General features: G+C 71.0%; 14 protein-coding genes. 10 read left to right on the forward strand and 4 right to left on the reverse strand.

Translation table 11 applies throughout. The features are described 5' to 3' along the window. Positions 1 to 59 precede the first annotated feature (59 nt). The 9 genes from fahA (at position 60) to ACFZDC_RS25890 (ending at position 9,974) form a co-directional block, all read left to right on the forward strand. Positions 60 to 1,277: a fumarylacetoacetase gene (fahA, locus tag ACFZDC_RS25850; protein WP_391327482.1), complete on the forward strand. Its 1,218-nt coding sequence runs from the start codon at positions 60 to 62 to the stop codon at positions 1,275 to 1,277. An 87-nt stretch (positions 1,278 to 1,364) separates the two neighbouring features. Further along, positions 1,365 to 1,589 (forward strand): hypothetical protein, encoded by a 225-nt coding sequence (locus ACFZDC_RS25855; protein ID WP_391327484.1) that lies wholly within the window; start codon positions 1,365 to 1,367, stop codon positions 1,587 to 1,589. A 277-nt stretch (positions 1,590 to 1,866) separates the two neighbouring features. Beyond that, a complete protein-coding gene (locus tag ACFZDC_RS25860) occupies positions 1,867 to 2,805 on the forward strand; it encodes a M48 family metalloprotease (RefSeq protein ID WP_391327486.1) in 939 nt (312 codons plus the stop codon). Positions 2,806 to 3,025: 220 nt separating this feature from the next. After that, on the forward strand, positions 3,026 to 3,817 hold the full coding sequence (locus ACFZDC_RS25865) for a UTRA domain-containing protein (protein ID WP_391327488.1): 792 nt from the start codon (positions 3,026 to 3,028) through the stop codon (positions 3,815 to 3,817). A 50-nt stretch (positions 3,818 to 3,867) separates the two neighbouring features. Then, positions 3,868 to 4,095 carry a ferredoxin family protein gene (locus tag ACFZDC_RS25870; protein ID WP_030347217.1) on the forward strand — a complete coding sequence of 76 codons (228 nt, stop codon included), beginning with the start codon at positions 3,868 to 3,870 and terminating at the stop codon, positions 4,093 to 4,095. A gap of 36 nt (positions 4,096 to 4,131) precedes the next feature. After that, complete coding sequence (locus ACFZDC_RS25875) at positions 4,132 to 5,475, forward strand: ABC transporter substrate-binding protein (protein ID WP_391327491.1); 1,344 nt, start codon at positions 4,132 to 4,134, stop codon at positions 5,473 to 5,475. Beyond that, positions 5,472 to 6,398, forward strand: coding sequence for an ABC transporter permease subunit (locus ACFZDC_RS25880; RefSeq protein ID WP_391327493.1), 927 nt, complete (start codon positions 5,472 to 5,474; stop codon positions 6,396 to 6,398). Before ACFZDC_RS25875 ends, ACFZDC_RS25880 begins: the two co-directional genes overlap by 4 nt. Continuing rightward, the gene (locus tag ACFZDC_RS25885) at positions 6,382 to 7,179 is read left to right on the forward strand and encodes an ATP-binding cassette domain-containing protein (protein WP_391327495.1); all 798 of its coding nucleotides are present in this window, start codon (positions 6,382 to 6,384) and stop codon (positions 7,177 to 7,179) included. Before ACFZDC_RS25880 ends, ACFZDC_RS25885 begins: the two co-directional genes overlap by 17 nt. 11 nt (positions 7,180 to 7,190) lie before the next feature. After that, positions 7,191 to 9,974 (forward strand): fumarate reductase/succinate dehydrogenase flavoprotein subunit, encoded by a 2,784-nt coding sequence (locus ACFZDC_RS25890; protein WP_391327497.1) that lies wholly within the window; start codon positions 7,191 to 7,193, stop codon positions 9,972 to 9,974. A 43-nt stretch (positions 9,975 to 10,017) separates the two neighbouring features. Here ACFZDC_RS25890 and recQ read toward each other — a convergent pair whose 3' ends face one another. Further along, positions 10,018 to 12,018, reverse strand: coding sequence for a DNA helicase RecQ (gene recQ, locus ACFZDC_RS25895; RefSeq protein ID WP_391327499.1), 2,001 nt, complete (start codon positions 12,016 to 12,018; stop codon positions 10,018 to 10,020). 314 nt (positions 12,019 to 12,332) lie between these two features. Between recQ and ACFZDC_RS25900 the strand changes: the two genes are divergently transcribed. Then, a complete protein-coding gene (locus ACFZDC_RS25900) occupies positions 12,333 to 12,869 on the forward strand; it encodes a hypothetical protein (RefSeq protein ID WP_391327501.1) in 537 nt (178 codons plus the stop codon). Positions 12,870 to 12,931: 62 nt separating this feature from the next. Here ACFZDC_RS25900 and nuoN read toward each other — a convergent pair whose 3' ends face one another. Genes nuoN through nuoL form a run of 3 tightly spaced genes read right to left on the reverse strand, consistent with a single transcriptional unit; the run spans position 12,932 to position 18,101 of the window. Beyond that, the gene (gene nuoN / locus ACFZDC_RS25905; RefSeq protein ID WP_391327503.1) at positions 12,932 to 14,581 is read right to left on the reverse strand and encodes an NADH-quinone oxidoreductase subunit NuoN; all 1,650 of its coding nucleotides are present in this window, start codon (positions 14,579 to 14,581) and stop codon (positions 12,932 to 12,934) included. Then, positions 14,578 to 16,149 (reverse strand): NADH-quinone oxidoreductase subunit M, encoded by a 1,572-nt coding sequence (locus tag ACFZDC_RS25910; protein WP_391327504.1) that lies wholly within the window; start codon positions 16,147 to 16,149, stop codon positions 14,578 to 14,580. Before ACFZDC_RS25910 ends, nuoN begins: the two co-directional genes overlap by 4 nt. 5 nt (positions 16,150 to 16,154) lie before the next feature. Beyond that, the gene (nuoL, locus tag ACFZDC_RS25915) at positions 16,155 to 18,101 is read right to left on the reverse strand and encodes an NADH-quinone oxidoreductase subunit L (RefSeq protein ID WP_391327506.1); all 1,947 of its coding nucleotides are present in this window, start codon (positions 18,099 to 18,101) and stop codon (positions 16,155 to 16,157) included. Positions 18,102 to 18,114: the final 13 nt, after the last annotated feature.

The raw sequence follows: 18,114 nt of genomic DNA on the forward strand, positions 1-18,114 counted from the left end.
CCGCGACCACATGGAACGCATCGCCATGCATGGCGCGGATGAGAGTGAGGCAGCACCCCATGCCCCCCTTCGACGTCCCCGAGGGCGACCCCTTCGGTCCGCACAACCTTCCCTATGGCGTGTTCTCGCCCTCCGGCAGCACGGAGCGGAGGGTCGGCGTCCGACTCGGTGACCACGTTCTCGACGCCGGCGCCGCGGCCGCCGCCCTGGGCTCGCCGTACGTCTCCCTGCTCGCGCAGCCCACCCTCAACCCCCTCCTGGCCGCCGGGCGCACGGCCTGGTCGGACGTGCGGCGGGCACTGACGGCGTGGGTGACGGTGCCCTCGCACCGATCGGAGATCGAACCGCTGTTCCACCCCCTGTCGTCGGTGACCCTGCATCTGCCCTTCGAGGTCGCCGACTACGTCGACTTCTACGCCTCCGAGAACCACGCCCGGAACGTCGGCCAGATCTTCCGCCCGGACGCCGAGGACTCGCTGACCCCCAATTGGAAGCACCTTCCGATCGGTTACCACGGCCGCTCCGGCACGGTGGTCGTGTCGGGTTCGGACGTCGTACGGCCGTCCGGGCAGCGCAAGGGCCCCGGCGACCCGGCACCCGTCTTCGGCCCCTCGATCCGGCTGGACATCGAGGCCGAGGTCGGCTTCGTGGTGGGCGTGCCCTCCGAGCGGGGCGGCCCGGTCGCGCTCGGCGACTTCCGGGAGCACGTCTTTGGACTGTGCCTGCTGAACGACTGGTCGGCACGGGACATCCAGGCCTGGGAGTACGTCCCCCTCGGCCCGTTCCTCGGCAAGTCCTTCGCGACCTCCGTCTCGGCGTGGATCACCCCACTGGAGGCGCTGGAGCACGCGCGCGTGGCACCCCCGGAGCGCACGCACCCGCTGCTCCCCTACCTGGACGACTCGGCCCCCGGGATCGAGCCGGGCGGCTACGACCTGCGGATCTCCGTCGCGATCAACGGTCATGTGGTGTCCGAGCCGCCGTTCTCCACCATGTACTGGACCGCCGCCCAGCAACTCGCCCACATGACGGTGAACGGCGCTTCGCTGCGCACCGGCGACCTGTACGGCTCGGGCACGGTGAGCGGTCCGCAGGAGCGCCAGCGCGGTTCACTCCTGGAGCTGACCTGGAACGGCCGCGATCCGCTCGAACTCCCGGAGGGCAAGCGGGCATTCCTGGAGGACGAGGACGTCGTGACGCTGTCGGCGTGGGCCCCAGGGGCGGACGGGACCCGGGTCGGACTGGGAGAGGTCAGCGGGCGCGTCGTGTCGGGGTGAACGTCGGCTTCCAGCAACCGTTTGACGCAAGTCCGTCGTGGGCGCCCCTCTTGTACTCGCCGCCTGATACAAGCAGGTGAGTACAAGATGTCCGCTTTCGCAGGGATCGCCACCCGGCCCGGCGACGAGCAGTCCCGCCGCGACCGGACCCCGGCCGTCCTCGCCGCCTGGGGACTGGTGGTGTCCACCTTGCTGCTGGGGGCGGCCCGAGAACTCGCTGCCCTTGCGAGAGGATTCGCGGCGCAGGTGCGGCCGCTCGGGGCCACGGAGGAAGAGGTGGTCGCGGCGGTGCGGGCAGCGATGCGGGCGTAGGGGTGGGAGTGCGGGCATAGGAGTGGGAGGCCGGCTGCCGGGAGCCAGCCCCGCGCAAGCGCCGGGAGGGGCCCAGGGAAGCGCGCGGAAGGACGCGATCGGTGCTCGACACCTGACTCCTGCCCCCAGTCCCCGTCATACTGACGGGGACACGCACCACGCGATGCGCCCCGGCGCATCGCCACCGCACCACCCGGACCACGCGATGCGCCCCGGCACATCGCCACGGCACCACCCGCACCCGCACGCCTCTCCGACCAGGAACCGGAGCCCCGGCATGACCGTCTGCCTGCTCCTGCTGAGCGTCGTCGCCCTGACGGCCGCCGTGCCGGCGCCGCGTGCGCTGACCCGGGCGGCCTGGCCCGAGCGGGAACCCGTGGTCGGGCTGTGGGTGTGGCAGTGCCTGGTCGCCACGGTCCTGCTGTGCTGTCTCACCGCGCTGGTCCTGGGCGCGGCGGCCGTCTTCCACACGGTCCGCGACCGCGTGTTCGCCCCGGCGCCGCCCGCCGTGACCGCCGCGTACGACCTCTCCACGGCCCCGGTGTGGGCGGTCGCCCTGACCATGCTGCTGGCCTGCGGGGCCGCCTGGACGACGGCGATGCTGGGCCGGGAACTCGCCGAGGCCCGCCGACGCCGTGGCCAGACCCGCGCGCACCTGCGCGAACGCGCACCCGACCTCCCGGCGGGGTTGCCGGCGGCGCGCGGGCCGATGCTGGTGCTGGAGGACGAGTACCCGGACGCCTGGTGGATGCCGGGGCATCCGCCGCAGCTGGTCGTGACCACCGGGGCGCTGCACCGCCTCACCGACCACCAACTGGACGCCGTCCTCACCCACGAGCGCGGCCACGCCCGCGCCCACCACGACTGGCTGCTCCACCTGTCCACCGCGCTGGCCACGGGCTTCCCGCGCATCCCGCTCTTCGCCCACTTCTGCGACCAGACGCACCGGCTGGTCGAACTGGCCGCCGACGACGCGGCCTCCCGCCGCTGCGGCCACGTCACCACCGCCCTGGCCCTGATCGAGCTGAACCAGCATCGGGGCGTCCTGTCCTGCGCCTCCAGCCGCCGCCTCCTCGGCGAACGCGTGGACCGCCTCCTGGAGCCCCCGCCACGGCTGCTGCGCCGACAGCGGGCACTTACGACGACGGTGGCTGCGCTGGTGCCCCTGCTGCCGCTTCTGATCACGTTCGCTCCGGCACTGACGGCACTGTCGTAGCCCGGTCGGGGCTGCCGCCCCAGTCCTTCGCTTCGGCGCGGCCGGCCTCGTCCTGAGGCGCCGGGCGGGCCGAAGGTGCCTCGACACCACGTCGCCCGGGGTGGCAGATCTTCCTCGCCACTCGAAGAAACCGCAGCTCAGCGCCCGATCCAACACCCCTTCACATGGCGCAACACTCCGGCAACACCCCTTTCCCTACCTTCTGGGTATGGTTCCAGCCATGCCAGCCACCGACCGCCCCCGAGACCACGCCGGTCAGGGCGCCGCGACCACCGTCGCCGCCCACCGCGCACGGCGTCGGCTCCGTGCGGACCGGGCCCGGCAGCTCGCCGACCTCCTGCGCCACCAGGTCCTCAGTGGCGCTTTTCCGGACGGCGCCCTCCCCCACGAATCCACCCTCGCCACCGACTACCGCGCCTCCCGCAACACCGTCCGCCAAGCCCTGGACCTGCTCCGGGCGGAGGGCCTGGTGGAACGACAGCCCGGAGTCGGCACCGTCGTCGTCGCCCAGAAGTACCCCCATGGGCTCGACCGCCTGATGGGCCTCGCGGAAACCCTCCGCGAACACGGCCGCGTCACCAACGAGGTCCGCACCATGGGCCCCGCCCCCGCGCCCGCCCCGGTGGCCGAACGCCTCCGCGTGCCGGCCGGCGCAGACGTCCTCTACATCGAACGTCTGCGCCGCCTGAACGGCCTCCCCCTCTCCCTCGACCTCACCTACATCCCGCTCGACGTCGGCACCGCCCTGCTCGGCGCCGACCTGGAGAACACCGATGTCTTCCGCCTGCTGGAAGCCATCACCGGTCAGCCTCTCGGCCACGCCGAGATCACCCTGGAGGCAGTGAACGCGGACGCCCACTCCGCTGCCGTGCTCCAGGCCCCGCGCGGCGCGGCCGTGCTGATGCTGGAACGCCTCACGCACCTCGCCGACGGCCAACCCGTCGACCTGGAGTTCATCCGCTTCCGCGGCGACCGCATCACCATGAGCGGTCTTCTTCACCGCGCCGTGTAGCTCCCCACCCTCCCCGTAACCCCTGCCTGACCCGTTTCCTGGAGACAGCCATGCCCTTGGCGCCCCAGCGGGCCGACGTGCCCGTGACCATCGACGAGTCGAAGTGCATCGACGGCTGCACGCTCTGCGTGGACATGTGCCCGCTGGACTCCCTCGCCATCGACGAGAGCAGCGGCAAGGCGTACATGCACGTCGACGAGTGCTGGTACTGCGGCCCGTGCGCGGCCCGCTGCCCCACCGGAGCCGTCACGGTCAACATGCCCTACCTGCTCCGCTGATCCTTCCGACCTGCTCCAGCGAGAGGCCGAACCACCATGAAACGCACGGCAGTTGCCCTGTCCACCGCAGCGCTCCTCCTCCCGCTGTCCGCCTGCGGCGGCAGCGCCGAGGCAGGCAGCGGCTCCACGGTCACCGTGACCGTCGGCTATCAGTCCAAGACCATCAACACGGTCACCGCGGGGACTCTGCTCCGCTCCCTGGGCTACTTCGAGAAGCAGCTGAACTCCCTCCACGACGGACACACCTACAAGGTCGACTGGCAGGACTACGCCACCGGCGCACCGATCACCGCCCAGATGACCGCCGGGAAGATCGACATCGGGTCGATGGGAGACTTCCCGCTGCTGCTGAACGCGGCCCGCGGCAAGCAACTCGGCCGCCCCACCCACCTGGTGTCGGTCACCGGCTACAACCTGCGTGGCGGCCTCAACACCGTGGTCACGCCCCCCGACTCCAAGCTCTCGTCCCTCAGGGACCTCAAGGGCAAGAAGGTCTCCACGAGTGTCGGCTCCGCCGCCGACGGGACCCTCGTACGGGCCCTGCAGCGCGCCGGTATCGACCCCAACACCGGTGTCTCCAAGCTCAACCAGCAGCCCGCCGTGGGCGCCTCGGCCCTCTTCGCCGGCAGCGTGGACGCCCTGTCGCAGTTCGTCGCCTGGCCGGGCCTGCTCGCCTACCAGGGCAAGGCGAAGGCCCTGTACGACGGCGCCCAGCTGAACCTGCCCACCTTCCACGGCGTCACCGCGCGCGAGGACTTCGCCAAACAGCACCCGGCCGTCCTGGATGCCTTCCTCAAGGCACAGAAGCAGGCCACGGACTACCTCAACGGCCACCCGGTGACAGCCGCGGAGAAGGTCGCCAAGGCCACTGGCCTGCCCGCCGAGGTCGTCTACCTCTACAACGGCGCCCACGGCATCGCCACCTTCGACCCGGCCGTCAAGCCGCAGCTCGTCTCCGCGCTGAAGCAGGACGTGTCCGTGCTGAAGGCCGCCAAGCTGACCGGTGACATCGACGTGGACTCGTTCGTCGACGACCAGTACGTGAAGAAGGCTCTCGGCGCCTCCTACGCCGAGCGGCTCGCCGCCACGCCCGCACCGGCGGCGGGGGAGGTGTGGGCCAAGGGCAGCGAGAGGACCGTCTCCTTCAAGTCCCCGAAGGCGTTGCTGGCCTACGTGGCCGCGCACCGGCGCGGCATCCGCGCCGCCTACGTCCCCGACGCCACCACCGGCACCCTCTGGTTCGCCGACAAGGCGGTCTGGGTGACCGACGGCGACCAACTGCTGCCCTTCGTGGCCCCTGCGACCGCTCAGGCGTACATCGCGGCTCACGGGGGTGCCCGTACGGTGTCGTACACCGACGCGCTCGGACGGTCCTCATGACAGGGCGGCCGCTCGCCCGGTATGCGCTGCGGGCGGCGTCCCTGGCCGCCGCCCTCGGGCTCTGGCAGCTGCTGACCAGCCTGGATGTCGATCTGTGGCTGCGCTTCTCGCAGTTCCCGACGGTCGCCGACGTGGCCCGGGCCTTCGCCGACCGGCTCTCCGGCGGCGACTACTGGACCGACCTCACCGACAGCCTCACACGGATCCTCACCGGCTTCACTCTGGCGGCCGTCCTCGGCGTTGCGACAGGCGTGCTCGTGGCCCGCTCGCACCTCGCCGAGGACCTGCTCGGCCCAGTCATGGAAGTAGTCCGGCCGATCCCCGCCATCGCCCTCGTCCCCGTCGCGATCCTCCTCTTCCCCTCGAACGAGCAGGGCATCGTCTTCATCACCTGCACCGCCGCCTTCTTCCCCGTGCTGGTCTCCACCCGGCACGCCGTCCGGGCGCTCAGCCCCGTCTGGGAGGAGGCGGTGCGCACCCTCGGCGGCGGCCGGCTGCGGATCCTCGGCTCGGTCGTGCTGCCGGGCGCGCTGCCCGGCATCTTCGGCGGCCTGTCGGTCGGCATCGGCGTCTCGTGGATCTGCGTGATCTCCGCCGAGATGATCTCCGGCCAGTACGGCGTCGGCTACCGCACCTGGCAGGACTACACGGTCGTGAACTACCCGGGTGTCTTCGTCGGCATGGTCACGATCGGCGTCCTCGGCTGGGTCACTTCCACGGCCGTGGAACTCCTCGGCCGCCGCCTGACCCGCTGGCTGCCCCGCACCTCGTACGTCCCCGGCGGCCGGTACCGCACGCCGGTGCCCCGCAGCGCCGCTCCGGTCACCGTGAAGGCAGACGGCGACTCCGAGAACCAGCCCGAGAACCAGCATCAGGGCCACGACGACACCGAGCAGGAGGCGCGCGATGAGCACCTCGTCTGAGACGGTCGAGACAGTCGCCGCTCCGGACGCGTCGGCCCGGGAGGGTGTAGCCGGTACCCGGCTCACCCTGCAGGCCGCCGTCCTCGGTCGGCCGGACGTCCCGGTCCTGTACGACGTCGACCTGGACGTGGCGCCCGGCGAGATCCTTACCGTCGTCGGCCCTTCCGGCTGCGGCAAGTCGACGCTGCTGCGCACGCTCGCCGGACTGCTGTCCCCGCTCGCCGGGGCGGTGGAGCAGGACGGCGACCCGCTGACCGAGCCGTCCGCCGACCGCGCGCTGATCTTCCAGGAGGACGCGCTGCTGCCGTGGCGCACCTTGCGCGCCAACGTCGAACTTCCGCTCGCGATCAAGGGAGTTCCGCGCTCGGAGCGCCGCTCCCAGGCCGAGTCCTGGCTCACCCGTGTCGGACTCGCCGCACAGGCACGGCAGTTGCCGCACCGCGTGTCCGGTGGGCAACGCCAGCGCGCGCAACTGGCCCGCGCCCTGGCCGGCAGTCCCCGCGCCATTCTCATGGACGAGCCCTTCGGCGCCCTCGACGCGCAGACCCGCTCCGGCATGCAGGACCTGCTCGTGGAGGTGTTGCGCGGTTCGGGCGCGACCGTCGTCTTCGTCACCCATGACGTGGACGAGGCGCTCTTCCTCGGCGACCGCGTCGCCCTCCTCGGCTCCGGCCGCGTGGCCGCCGTACGCGACGTGCCGCGCCCGCGCGACCGCGCGGCCTTCGACGATCCGGCCCGCGTGGCACTGCGCCGCGCCGTCCTCTCCTCGCTCGGCACCTGAAAGGCACCCCGGTGACCACCCCCGCCAACGCCCCAGCGCAGACCCCCCTGGAGATCCCGGCCATCACCGACGCCGAGGAGCTGACCTGCGACGTCCTCGTCATCGGCGGCGGCACCGCCGGCACCATGGCCGCCCTGACCGCCGCCGAGCGGGGCGCGCGCGTCCTGCTCATGGAGAAGGCCCACGTCCGCCACTCCGGCGCGCTGGCCATGGGCATGGACGGTGTCAACAACGCGGTCGTCCCGGGTCGCGCCGAGCCCGACGACTACGTCGCCGAGATCACCCGCGCCAACGACGGCATCGTCGACCAGTCCACCGTCCGCCAGACCGCCACCCGCGGCTTTGCGATGGTGCAGCGTCTGGAGTCGTACGGGGTCAAGTTCGAGAAGGACGAGCATGGCGCGTACGCGGTCCGCCAGGTCCACCGCTCCGGCTCGTACGTACTGCCGATGCCGGAAGGCAAGGATGTCAAGAAGGTCCTGTACCGGCAGTTGCGGCGTCGTGAGATGCGGGAGCGGATACGCATCGAGAACCGGGTGATGCCGGCGCGCGTGCTGACGGCGCCGGACGACGGGCGGGCGGTGGGAGCGGTCGGCTTCAACACCCGCACCGGCGCCTTCGTCACCGTCCGCGCGGGGGCGGTGATCCTCGCGACCGGCGCTTGCGGCCGCCTCGGTCTGCCGGCCTCCGGATACCTCTACGGCACCTACGAGAACCCCACCAACGCCGGTGACGGGTACGCCATGGCCTACCACGCGGGCGCCGAGCTGACCGGCATCGAGTGCTTTCAGATCAACCCGCTGATCAAGGACTACAACGGACCGGCCTGCGCCTACGTCGCCAACCCCTTCGGCGGCTACCAGGTCAACCGGCACGGCGAGCGCTTCGTCGACTCCGACTACTGGTCCGGGCAGATGATGGCCGAGTTCGCCGCCGAGGTCGCCAGCGACCGCGGCCCCGTCTACCTGAAGCTGAGCCACCTGCCCGAGGAGTCGGTCGCCGCGCTGGAGTCCATCCTGCATTCCACCGAGCGACCCACTCGCGGCACCTTCCACGCCGGACGCGGGCACGACTACCGCACCCACGACATCGAGATGCACATCTCCGAGATCGGCCTGTGCGGCGGCCACTCCGCCTCCGGCGTCCGCGTCGACGACCACGCCCGTACGACAGTCCCCCGCCTCTACGCCGCGGGCGACCTCGCCTGCGTCCCGCACAACTACATGATCGGCGCCTTCGTCTTCGGCGACCTCGCGGGCGCGGACGCCGCCCAGTACACGGCGTACGAGGGAGAGCTTCCCGCGGACCAGGTGCGCGAGGCGCACGAGCTGGTCTACCGCCCGCTCCGCAACCCGGACGGCCCGCCGCAGACCCAGGTCGAGTACAAGCTGCGCCGCTTCGTGAACGACTACGTGGCACCGCCCAAGTCCGGCGCCCGGCTGTCCCTCGCCCTGGAGGCCTTCGAGCGGATGCGCGCCGACATCGCCGCGATGGGCGCCCGGACACCGCACGAGCTGATGCGCTGCGCCGAGGTCACCTTTATCCGCGACTGCGCGGAGATGGCCGCCCGAGCCTCCCTCGCCCGTACCGAGTCCCGCTGGGGGCTCTACCACGACCGCATCGACCACCCCGGGCGCGACGACGCCTCCTGGTTCCACCACCTCGATCTGCACAAGTCCCCCTCTGGTGCGATGGAGTTCACGGCCCGTCCCGTGGCTCCCTATCTGGTCCCGGTCGAGGGCTTCGCCCCGGCCGGCGGTCCCTCCCGGCGGCTCGGCGAGGTCCGTCCCGAGGACGTCGCCACGGCCGGCCCGCGCGATCTGGCACCGGTCGCGGCCGGTCCGACGTCCGCCCGCGCGGCCGGGACCGTGGGCGCGAGCGGCGCCCGTGGCACCGCCTCGCCTCGGCTCCTGGAGCTGCTGGAGCTGGCCGAGGAGGAGCCCGAACTTGCCTCCCTCAGGTCTTACTTGTCGGATCCCGACGCCGCGGTCCGCCGTACGGCTGTCTCGGTCCTCACCGAGACCCTGCCGCCCGGCACCGGGCAGGCGCTGGCCGGTGCCCTCGGCGACCCGGATTCCGAGGTCCGCCGGGCCGCTGCGGCCTCCCTGCGCGAACTCGTCGAGACCTTGCCGTCCGAACCCGCGCTGGGCGCCGTCCTCACCGGCGCGCTGAGCGAGGCCGACCCCGTGGTCCGTGCGGCGGCCCTCGATGTGCTGCGCGCGCTGCGGCTGGGCGGAGCCGCCGTGTTCGCCGCCGCGCTGGACGATCCCGACATCTCCGTCCGCATCGAGGCCGTGCGCGCCCTCGTGTCGGTCGACGCGGCCGAACCGCTGGCGGGCGCCGCGGACGATGCCTCCCGGGAGGTCCGCGTCATCGTGGCCAAGGCGCTGGCCGCCGTCAGCCCGGCACCGTTGGACCCGCGGGCCCGGGAGCTGCTCACCGGCGCCCTGGACCGGCTGACCGAGGACGCCGACCCGCTGGTGCGCGGTGCCGCGCTGGGGGCGCTTGCCACGGCCGGCTGCCCGGCGCCACTGGCCGCGCGTGCCGTGGCCGCCCTGTCCGATCCGGCCTGGCAGGTCCGATCAGGCGCCGCCACCGCGCTGTCGGTCGCGCACGCCGAGACGGCCGTCCCCGCCCTCGCCAAGGCCCTCGCCGATGCGAACGCCGACGTGCGCAAGGCAGTGGTCCTGGCCCTGACCCGGCATCACGCCACCGAGGAGGCCCGCGCGGCCCTGGCCACGGCCACCGCAGACTCGGACGCCGACGTGAGGGCCTACGCGGCGCGCGGGCTGTGAGGCCCGGTCCGCCCAGCTCCCTCTGTGCTGCCGGAGTGCCGGGCTATATCCAGTCGTCCGGCTCCGGCTCGTCCCCCGGCTCAGGCCACTCGTCCGCCGGAGACTCATCACCTGTCGGGGATGCGCCGGCGGACGGCCTGGGACCCTCCAGGGAGTTCAGCGCCTCCAGCACCCCTTCGCCGTACGTCGCCAGCTTCTTCTCGCCGACGCCGCTCACCGCGCCCAGCTCCCGCACCGAGCCGGGCCAACGGGTGACGATCTCCCGCAGGGTGGCGTCGTGGAAGATGACGTACGCGGGGACGCCCTGCTCCCGGGCCTGTTCGGCGCGCCAGGCGCGCAGGGCCTCGAAGGCGGGAAGCAGCTCGTCGGGCAGCTCGACCGCGGCGGCCTTGACCTTGCGGTCGCCCCGGCCGGAGGAGGCGCCCGAAGCCGAGCGGGAGGAGGCCGGCTTCGGCTCCTTGCGCAGCGGCACCTCCCGCTCCCGGCGGAGCACCGAGCCACTTGCCTCGGTGAGCACCAGCGTGCCGTACTCCCCCTCGACCGCGAGCAGTCCCTGGGCCAGCAGCTGCCGGACGACACCCCGCCACTCGCCCTCGGTGAGGTCCTGGCCGATGCCGAAGACGGACAGCTGGTCGTGGTCGAACTGGATCACCTTGCCGGTGCGCTTGCCCAGCAGGATGTCGACGATCTGCACGGCGCCGAACTTCTGTCCGCGCTCCCGCTGCAGCCGTACCACCGTCGACAGCACCTTCTGCGCGGCGACCGTGCCGTCCCAGGTCTCGGGCGGAGTGAGGCAGGTGTCGCAATTGCCGCACCCCGCGGCGGACGGTTCCTGGCCGAAGTAGGCCAGCAGCTGGCCGCGCCGGCACTGGGCGGTCTCGCACAGGGCGAGCATGGCGTCGAGGTGGGCGGCGGCCCGGCGGCGGAACGCCTCGTCGCCCTCGCCGGACTGAATCAGCTTGCGCTGCTGTATGACGTCGTTGAGGCCGTAGGCCATCCAGGCCGTGGAGGGCAGGCCGTCGCGGCCCGCGCGGCCCGTCTCCTGGTAGTAGCCCTCGATCGACTTGGGCAGGTCCAGGTGGGCGACGAACCGCACGTCCGGCTTGTCGATGCCCATGCCGAAAGCGATGGTCGCGACGACGACCAGGCCCTCCTCGCGCAGGAACCGTGACTGGTGGGCCGCGCGCGTGCCGGCGTCCAGGCCCGCGTGGTAGGGCACCGCCTCGATGCCGTTGCCGCTCAGGAACTCGGCGGTCCGCTCCACCGAATTGCGGGAGAGGCAGTAGACGATGCCGGCATCGCCGGCGTGCTCCTCCCTCAGGAAGGCGAGCAGCTGCTTCCTGGGGTCGGCCTTGGGAACGATCCGGTACTGGATGTTGGGCCGGTCGAAGCTGGCGACGAAGTGGCGGGCCGTCGGCAGGTTCAGCCGCTGGGTGATCTCCTGGTGGGTGGCGTGGGTGGCCGTGGCCGTGAGGGCGATCCGCGGGACGTCCGGCCACCGCTCGCCGAGCAGGGAGAGGGCCAGGTAGTCGGGGCGGAAGTCGTGGCCCCACTGGGACACGCAGTGCGCTTCGTCGATCGCGAAGAGGGAGATCTTGCCCCGGGAGAGCAGGTCGAGGGTGGTCTCCACCCGAAGCCGCTCCGGGGCCAGGTACAGCAGGTCCAGCTCGCCCGCGAGGAACTCGGCCTCGACCACGCGTCGCTCGTTGAAGTCCTGCGTGGAGTTGATGAAGCCGGCCCGCACCCCCAGGGCACGCAGGGCGTCCACCTGGTCCTGCATCAGCGCGATCAGCGGCGAGACCACCACGCCCGTACCGGGTCTGACCAGGGCCGGAATTTGATAGCACAGCGACTTGCCGCCGCCGGTCGGCATGAGGACGACGGCGTCTTCGCCCGCCACCACGTGCTCGATGACGGCCTGCTGCTCGCCGCGGAAGGCGTCGTACCCGAAGACCCGGTGCAGCGTGGCCAGCGCCTCGCTCTCGGTCGCGCCCGGCCCCTCGGTCACTGTTGGCATCTCGCTGATCCCGCCCGTTCCGCTCATCTTCTGTCCCCCGTGTCCTGTCCCCCGTGCGTCGTCCCTCGACCACTGCGTCCACGATAGGGGCCCGCGCCGACAGTGCAGGAAATTGTCCACAGGTGCGGGTGACTCGTCATATCAACCCATCGGGTGTTTCCTGGCGGCCGCCGATCAACCGATTGGGTGCTCCTGGATGGCCGCCTCCCCCTGCCCGGAAACAGGCTGCTGGGGCGGGCCGGGAGGAGGCCCGCACGCCGACGGATCACGCTTCACGTCCGATTCCCCGTGGGCACGGGTGTGCACGGTTCCACCCGCGCGTGCCCCTAGGAGCCCATCTCATGATCGCTCGTCTCGCCGGAGCCGCTCTCGCCCTCGTCTCGGCCCTCGCCGTGCCCGCGTCCGCGCCGGCCCACGCCACCGGCCTGGACCCCTTCACCGAACAGCAGCTGGCCCAGGCATACGCCGCCACGGCGCAGTACAGCTACCTGCCGCTCGCCACCGCCAATGGCTACGAGCCCCACCTGTGTCTGGCCCGAGCCCAGGGCGGCATGGGCTTCCACTACTTCAACGAGTCCCTCTTCGGCTCCCTCGACCCGAAGAAGCCCGCCTCCCTGCTCTACGAGGACGCCGCCGACGGCAAGCGCCGGCTCGTCGGGGTGGAGTGGGTCGTTCCGGTCACCGGGAAGAACATGCAGCGGCCCCGCCTGTTCGGGCAGGACTTCCAAGGCCCGATGGACGGTCACTACCCTGGCATGCCCCGCCACTACGACCTGCACGTATGGCTCTACAAGAAGAACCCCAGCGGCCTCTTCGCCCAGTGGAACCCGACCGTGAAATGCCCCTCCTCGACCATGCAGGGCATGTCGGGCCACTGACGTGCGACGGCCCCCGCTCCTCGCTCGGAGGAACCGGGGCCGCACGGACTGGGCGGGGCGCCTCAGCGCACGAACACTCCGGCCTGGCTCGCCAGGTTCAGGAAGTACTGCGGCGCCACACCGAGCACCAGCGTCACCGCCACACCCACGCCGATCGCCGCCATGGTCAGCGGCGACGGCACGGCCACGGTCGGGCCCTCGGGCCGCGGCTCGCTGAAGAACATCAGCACGATCACCCGGATGTAGAAGAACGCGGCGATCGCCGAGGAGATCACACCGACGACGACCAGCGGGGCCGCGCCGCCCTCCGCCGCAGCCTTGAACACGGCGAACTTCCCGGCGAAACCGGAGGTCAGCGGGATGCCGGCGAAGGCCAGCAGGAACACCGCGAACACGGCCGCCACCAGCGGCGAGCGGCGGCCGAGCCCGGCCCACTTGGACAGGTGGGTCGCCTCGCCGCCCGCGTCGCGCACCAGCGTGACCACCGCGAAGGCGCCGATCGTCACGAACGAGTACCCGGCCAGATAGAACAGGACGGACGACACGCCGTCCTTCGAGGTCGCGATGACACCCGCGAGGATGAATCCGGCGTGCGCGATGGACGAGTACGCCAGCAGTCGCTTGATGTCGGTCTGTGTGATCGCGACGATCGCGCCGCCCAGCATGGTGATGACGGCGACCGCCCACATGACCGGCCGCCAGTCCCAGCGCATGCCCGGCAGGACGACGTACAGCAGGCGAAGGAGCGCGCCGAACGCCGCCACCTTCGTCGCCGCAGCCATGAAGCCGGTCACCGGGGTCGGCGCGCCCTGGTAGACGTCGGGTGTCCACATGTGGAACGGCACCGCGCCCACCTTGAACAGCAGGCCCATGACGACCAGCGCGGTGCCGATCAGCAGCAGCGCGTCGTTGCCCATGGTGTTCGCCAGTGCCGGATCGACGTTGGTGACCGTGCCGTCGACGACCTGCGCGATGCGGGCGTACGACACCGAGCCCGCGTAGCCGTACAGCAGAGCGATGCCGAAGAGCGTGAACGCGGAGGCGAACGCGCCGAGCAGGAAGTACTTGACCGCGGCCTCCTGCGACATCAGCCGCTTGCGGCGGGCCAGCGCGCACAGCAGGTACAGCGGCAGGGAGAAGACCTCCAGGGCCACGAACAGCGTCAGCAGGTCGTTGGCCGAGGGGAACACCAGCATGCCGGCGATCGCGAAGAGCAGCAGCGGGAAGACCTCGGTCGTGGTGAACCCGGCCTTGACGGCGGCCTTCTCGCTGTCGCTGCCCGGCACGGACGCGGCCTGTGCCGCGAACGAGTCGACCCGGTTGCCGTGCGCCGCGGGGTCCAGGCGCCGCTCGGCGAAGGTGAACAGGGCGACCAGACCGGCCAGCACGATGGTGCCCTGCAGGAACAGGGACGGCCCGTCCACCGCGATCGCGCCCATGGCCGCGATGTGCGCCTTGGTGGTGCCGTACCCGTCGGCCGCCAGCGCCACGACCGCGGCGAACGCGGCACAGAGAGCTACGACGGACACGAACAGCTGCGCGTAGTAGCGGGACCTGCGCGGGACGAACGCCTCGACGAGCACCCCGATCAACGCCGCACCGACGACGATCAGGGTCGGCGACAATTGTCCGTATTCGATCTTCGGCGCCGGGATCTTGGAGATCGGGTCGGCCGCGGTTGTCCACAGGCTGTGGACGACTGTTGCGCTCACTTGGCCGCCTCCACCGAGGGCTTGGGGTCGGTCTTGTGTACGTCGGACATCGTCTGCTTGACCGCCGGGTTGACGATGTCCGTGACGGGCTTCGGGTAGACGCCCAGGAAGATCAGCAGCACGATCAGCGGGGCGACGACCACCAGCTCGCGCGCGCGGAGGTCGGGCATCGCGGAGACCTCGGGCTTCACCGGGCCCGTCATCGTCCGCTGGTACAACACGAGGGTGTAGAGCGCGGCGAGGACGATGCCGAAGGTGGCGATGATCCCGATCGCCGGGTAGCGCGTGAACGTGCCGACCAGGACCAGGAACTCACTCACGAACGGCGCGAGCCCGGGGAGGGAGAGGGTGGCGAGCCCGCCGATCAGGAAAGTGCCGGCGAGCACCGGGGCGACCTTCTGGACACCGCCGTAGTCGGCGATGAGCCGCGAGCCGCGCCGGGAGATCAGGAAGCCGGCGACCAGCATCAGGGCGGCGGTGGAGATGCCGTGGTTGACCATGTAGAGCGTGGCGCCGGATTGACCCTGGCTGGTCATCGCGAAGATGCCCAGGATGATGAAGCCGAAGTGCGAGATCGACGCGTACGCCACCAGCCGCTTGATGTCCCGCTGGCCGACCGCGAGCAGCGCCCCGTAGATGATGCTGATGAGCGCCAGTACCAGGATGACCGGCGTCGCCCACTTGCTCGCGCCCGGGAACAGCTGGAGGCAGAAGCGGAGCATCGCGAAGGTGCCCACCTTGTCGACGACCGCGGTGATGAGCACGGCGACCGGGGCGGTGGACTCCTGCATGGCGTTAAGCAGCCAGGTGTGCAGCGGCCACAGCGGTGCCTTCACCGCGAAGGCGAAGAAGAAGCCGAGGAACAGCCAGCGTTCGGTGTTCGTCGCCATGTGCAGCGAGCCGTTCGCACGGGCCTGGGCGATCTCCGTGAGCGAGAAGTTACCCGCCACCACGTAGAGGCCGATCACCGCGGCCAGCATGATCAGACCGCCGACGAGGTTGTAGAGCAGGAACTTCACCGCCGCGTACGACCGCTGCGTCGAGGCCGCCTCCTCGCCGTGCTCGTGGGCACGGTCCCCGAAGCCGCCGATGAGGAAGTACATCGGGATGAGCATGGCTTCGAAGAAGAGGTAGAAGAGGAAGACGTCAGTGGCCTCGAAGGAGATGATCACCATCGCCTCGACGGCCAGGATCAGCGCGAAGAAGCCCTGGGTGGGGCGCCAGTGGCGGTTGCCGGTCTCCAACGGGTCGGCGTCGTGCCAGCCGGCGAGGATCACGAACGGGATCAGCAGGGCGGTCAGGGCGATCAGGGCCACCGCGATGCCGTCGACGCCCAGCTCGTACCTGACCCCGAAGTCCGTGATCCAGGCGTGGGACTCGGTGAGCTGGTAGCGGGCTCCGCCCGGGTCGAAGCGGATCAGGACGGTGATCGCCAGGGCGAGGGTGGCGAGTGAGACGATCAGCGCCAGCCACTTGGCGGCGGTGCGGCGCGTGGCCGGTACGGCGGCCGTGGCGACCGCTCCGACGGCCGGGAGTGCCGCCGCCGCTGTCAGCAGGGGAAAGGACATCGGTATCAGACCGCCCTCATCAGCAGGGTCGCGGCGACCAGGAGGGCCGCACCGCCGAACATCGAGACCGCGTAGGAGCGGGCGAACCCGTTCTGGACCCGGCGCAGCCGCCCGGACAGGCCGCCGAAGCCGGCCGCCGTGCCGTTGACGACGCCGTCGACCAGGGTGTGGTCGACGTACACCAGGGAGCGCGTGAGGTGCTCGCCGCCGCGCACCAGGACGACGTGGTTGAAGTCGTCCTGGAGCAGGTCGCGCCGCGCCGCCCGGGTGAGCAGCGAGCCGCGCGGGGCGACGACCGGGACGGGCTTGCGGCCGTACTTGGCCCAGGCGATGGCGACACCGATGACCAGGCAGACCAGGGTCGCGCCGGTGACCGTGGCGGCACTGACCGGCGAGTTGCCCTCGCTGTGGCCGGTGACCGGCTCGAGCCAGTGCAGGAAGCGGTCACCGAGGTGGAAGAAGAAGCCGGCGAAGACCGAGCCGACGGCCAGCAGGATCATGGGGATCGTCATGACCTTGGGCGACTCGTGCGGGTGCGGCTCGGCGTGCTCGCCGCGGTGCTCGGCTACGGGCTCCGCACTCGGCGCCTCCGGGGAGCGAGTGGGTTGGTTCTTCCAACGCTCCTCTCCGAAGAACGTCATCAGCATCACGCGCGTCATGTAGAAGGCGGTGATGGCAGCGCCCAGCAGAGCCACGCCGCCGAGGATCCAGCCCTGCGTTCCGCCCTTCGCGAAGGCCGCCTCGATGATCGCGTCCTTGGAGTAGAAGCCGGACAGGAACGGGAAGCCGATGATGGCGAGGTAGCCGAGACCGAACGTGACGAAGGTGATGGGCATGTACTTGCGCAGGCCGCCGTACTTGCGCATGTCGACCTCGTCGTTCATGCCGTGCATGACGGAACCGGCGCCGAGGAACAGCCCGGCCTTGAAGAAGCCGTGCGTGACCAGGTGCATGATCGCGAAGACGTAGCCGATGGGGCCGAGGCCCGCGGCCAGCACCATGTAGCCGATCTGCGACATGGTCGAGCCGGCCAGCGCCTTCTTGATGTCGTCCTTCGCGCAACCGACGATCGCACCGAACAGGAGCGTGACCGCACCGACGACGGTGACCGCCAGCTGGGCGTCGGGAGCCGCGTTGAAGATGGCACCGGACCGGACGATCAGGTAGACGCCCGCCGTCACCATCGTCGCGGCGTGGATCAGGGCCGACACCGGGGTGGGACCCTCCATGGCGTCCCCGAGCCAGGACTGCAACGGCACCTGGGCGGACTTGCCGCAGGCCGCGAGCAGGAGCATCAGGCCGATCGCGGTGAGCCTGCCCTCGCTGGTGTCACCGGTGTGGCTGAGGACCGGGCCGAAGGCGAAGCCGCCGAAGGTGGTGAACATCAGCATGATCGCGATCGACAGGCCCATGTCGCCGACGCGGTTGACCAGGAAGGCCTTCTTCGCCGCCGTGGCCGCGCTGGGCTTGTGCTGCCAGAAGCCGATCAGCAGGTAGGAGGCGAGGCCGACGCCCTCCCAGCCGACGTACAGCAGCAGGTAGTTGTCGGCGAGGACGAGCAGCAGCATCGCCGCGAGGAACAGGTTCAGGTAGCCGAAGAAGCGGCGGCGCCGCTCGTCGTGCTCCATGTACCCGACCGAGTACAGGTGGATGAGCGAACCGACGCCGGTGATCAGCAGTACGAACGTCATCGACAGCTGGTCGAGGCGGAAGGTGACGTCCGCCTGGAAACTGCCGACCGAGATCCACGTCCACAGGTGCTGGGTCAGCGTGCGGTGTTCGGCGTTCTTGCCGAGCAGGTCGGCGAAGAGGATCAGGCCGAACACGAAGGAGGCGGCCGACAGGAGCGTGCCGATCCAGTGGCCGACGGCGTCCAGCCGCCGGCCGCCGACCAGGAGGACGGCCGCTCCGAGCAGGGGCGCCGCGATGAGCAGCGCGATCAGGTTCTCCACGATTCTTCCGACC

The sequence above is a fragment of the Streptomyces sp. NPDC007905 genome, assembly GCF_042959345.1.
Lineage (GTDB): Bacteria > Actinomycetota > Actinomycetes > Streptomycetales > Streptomycetaceae > Streptomyces.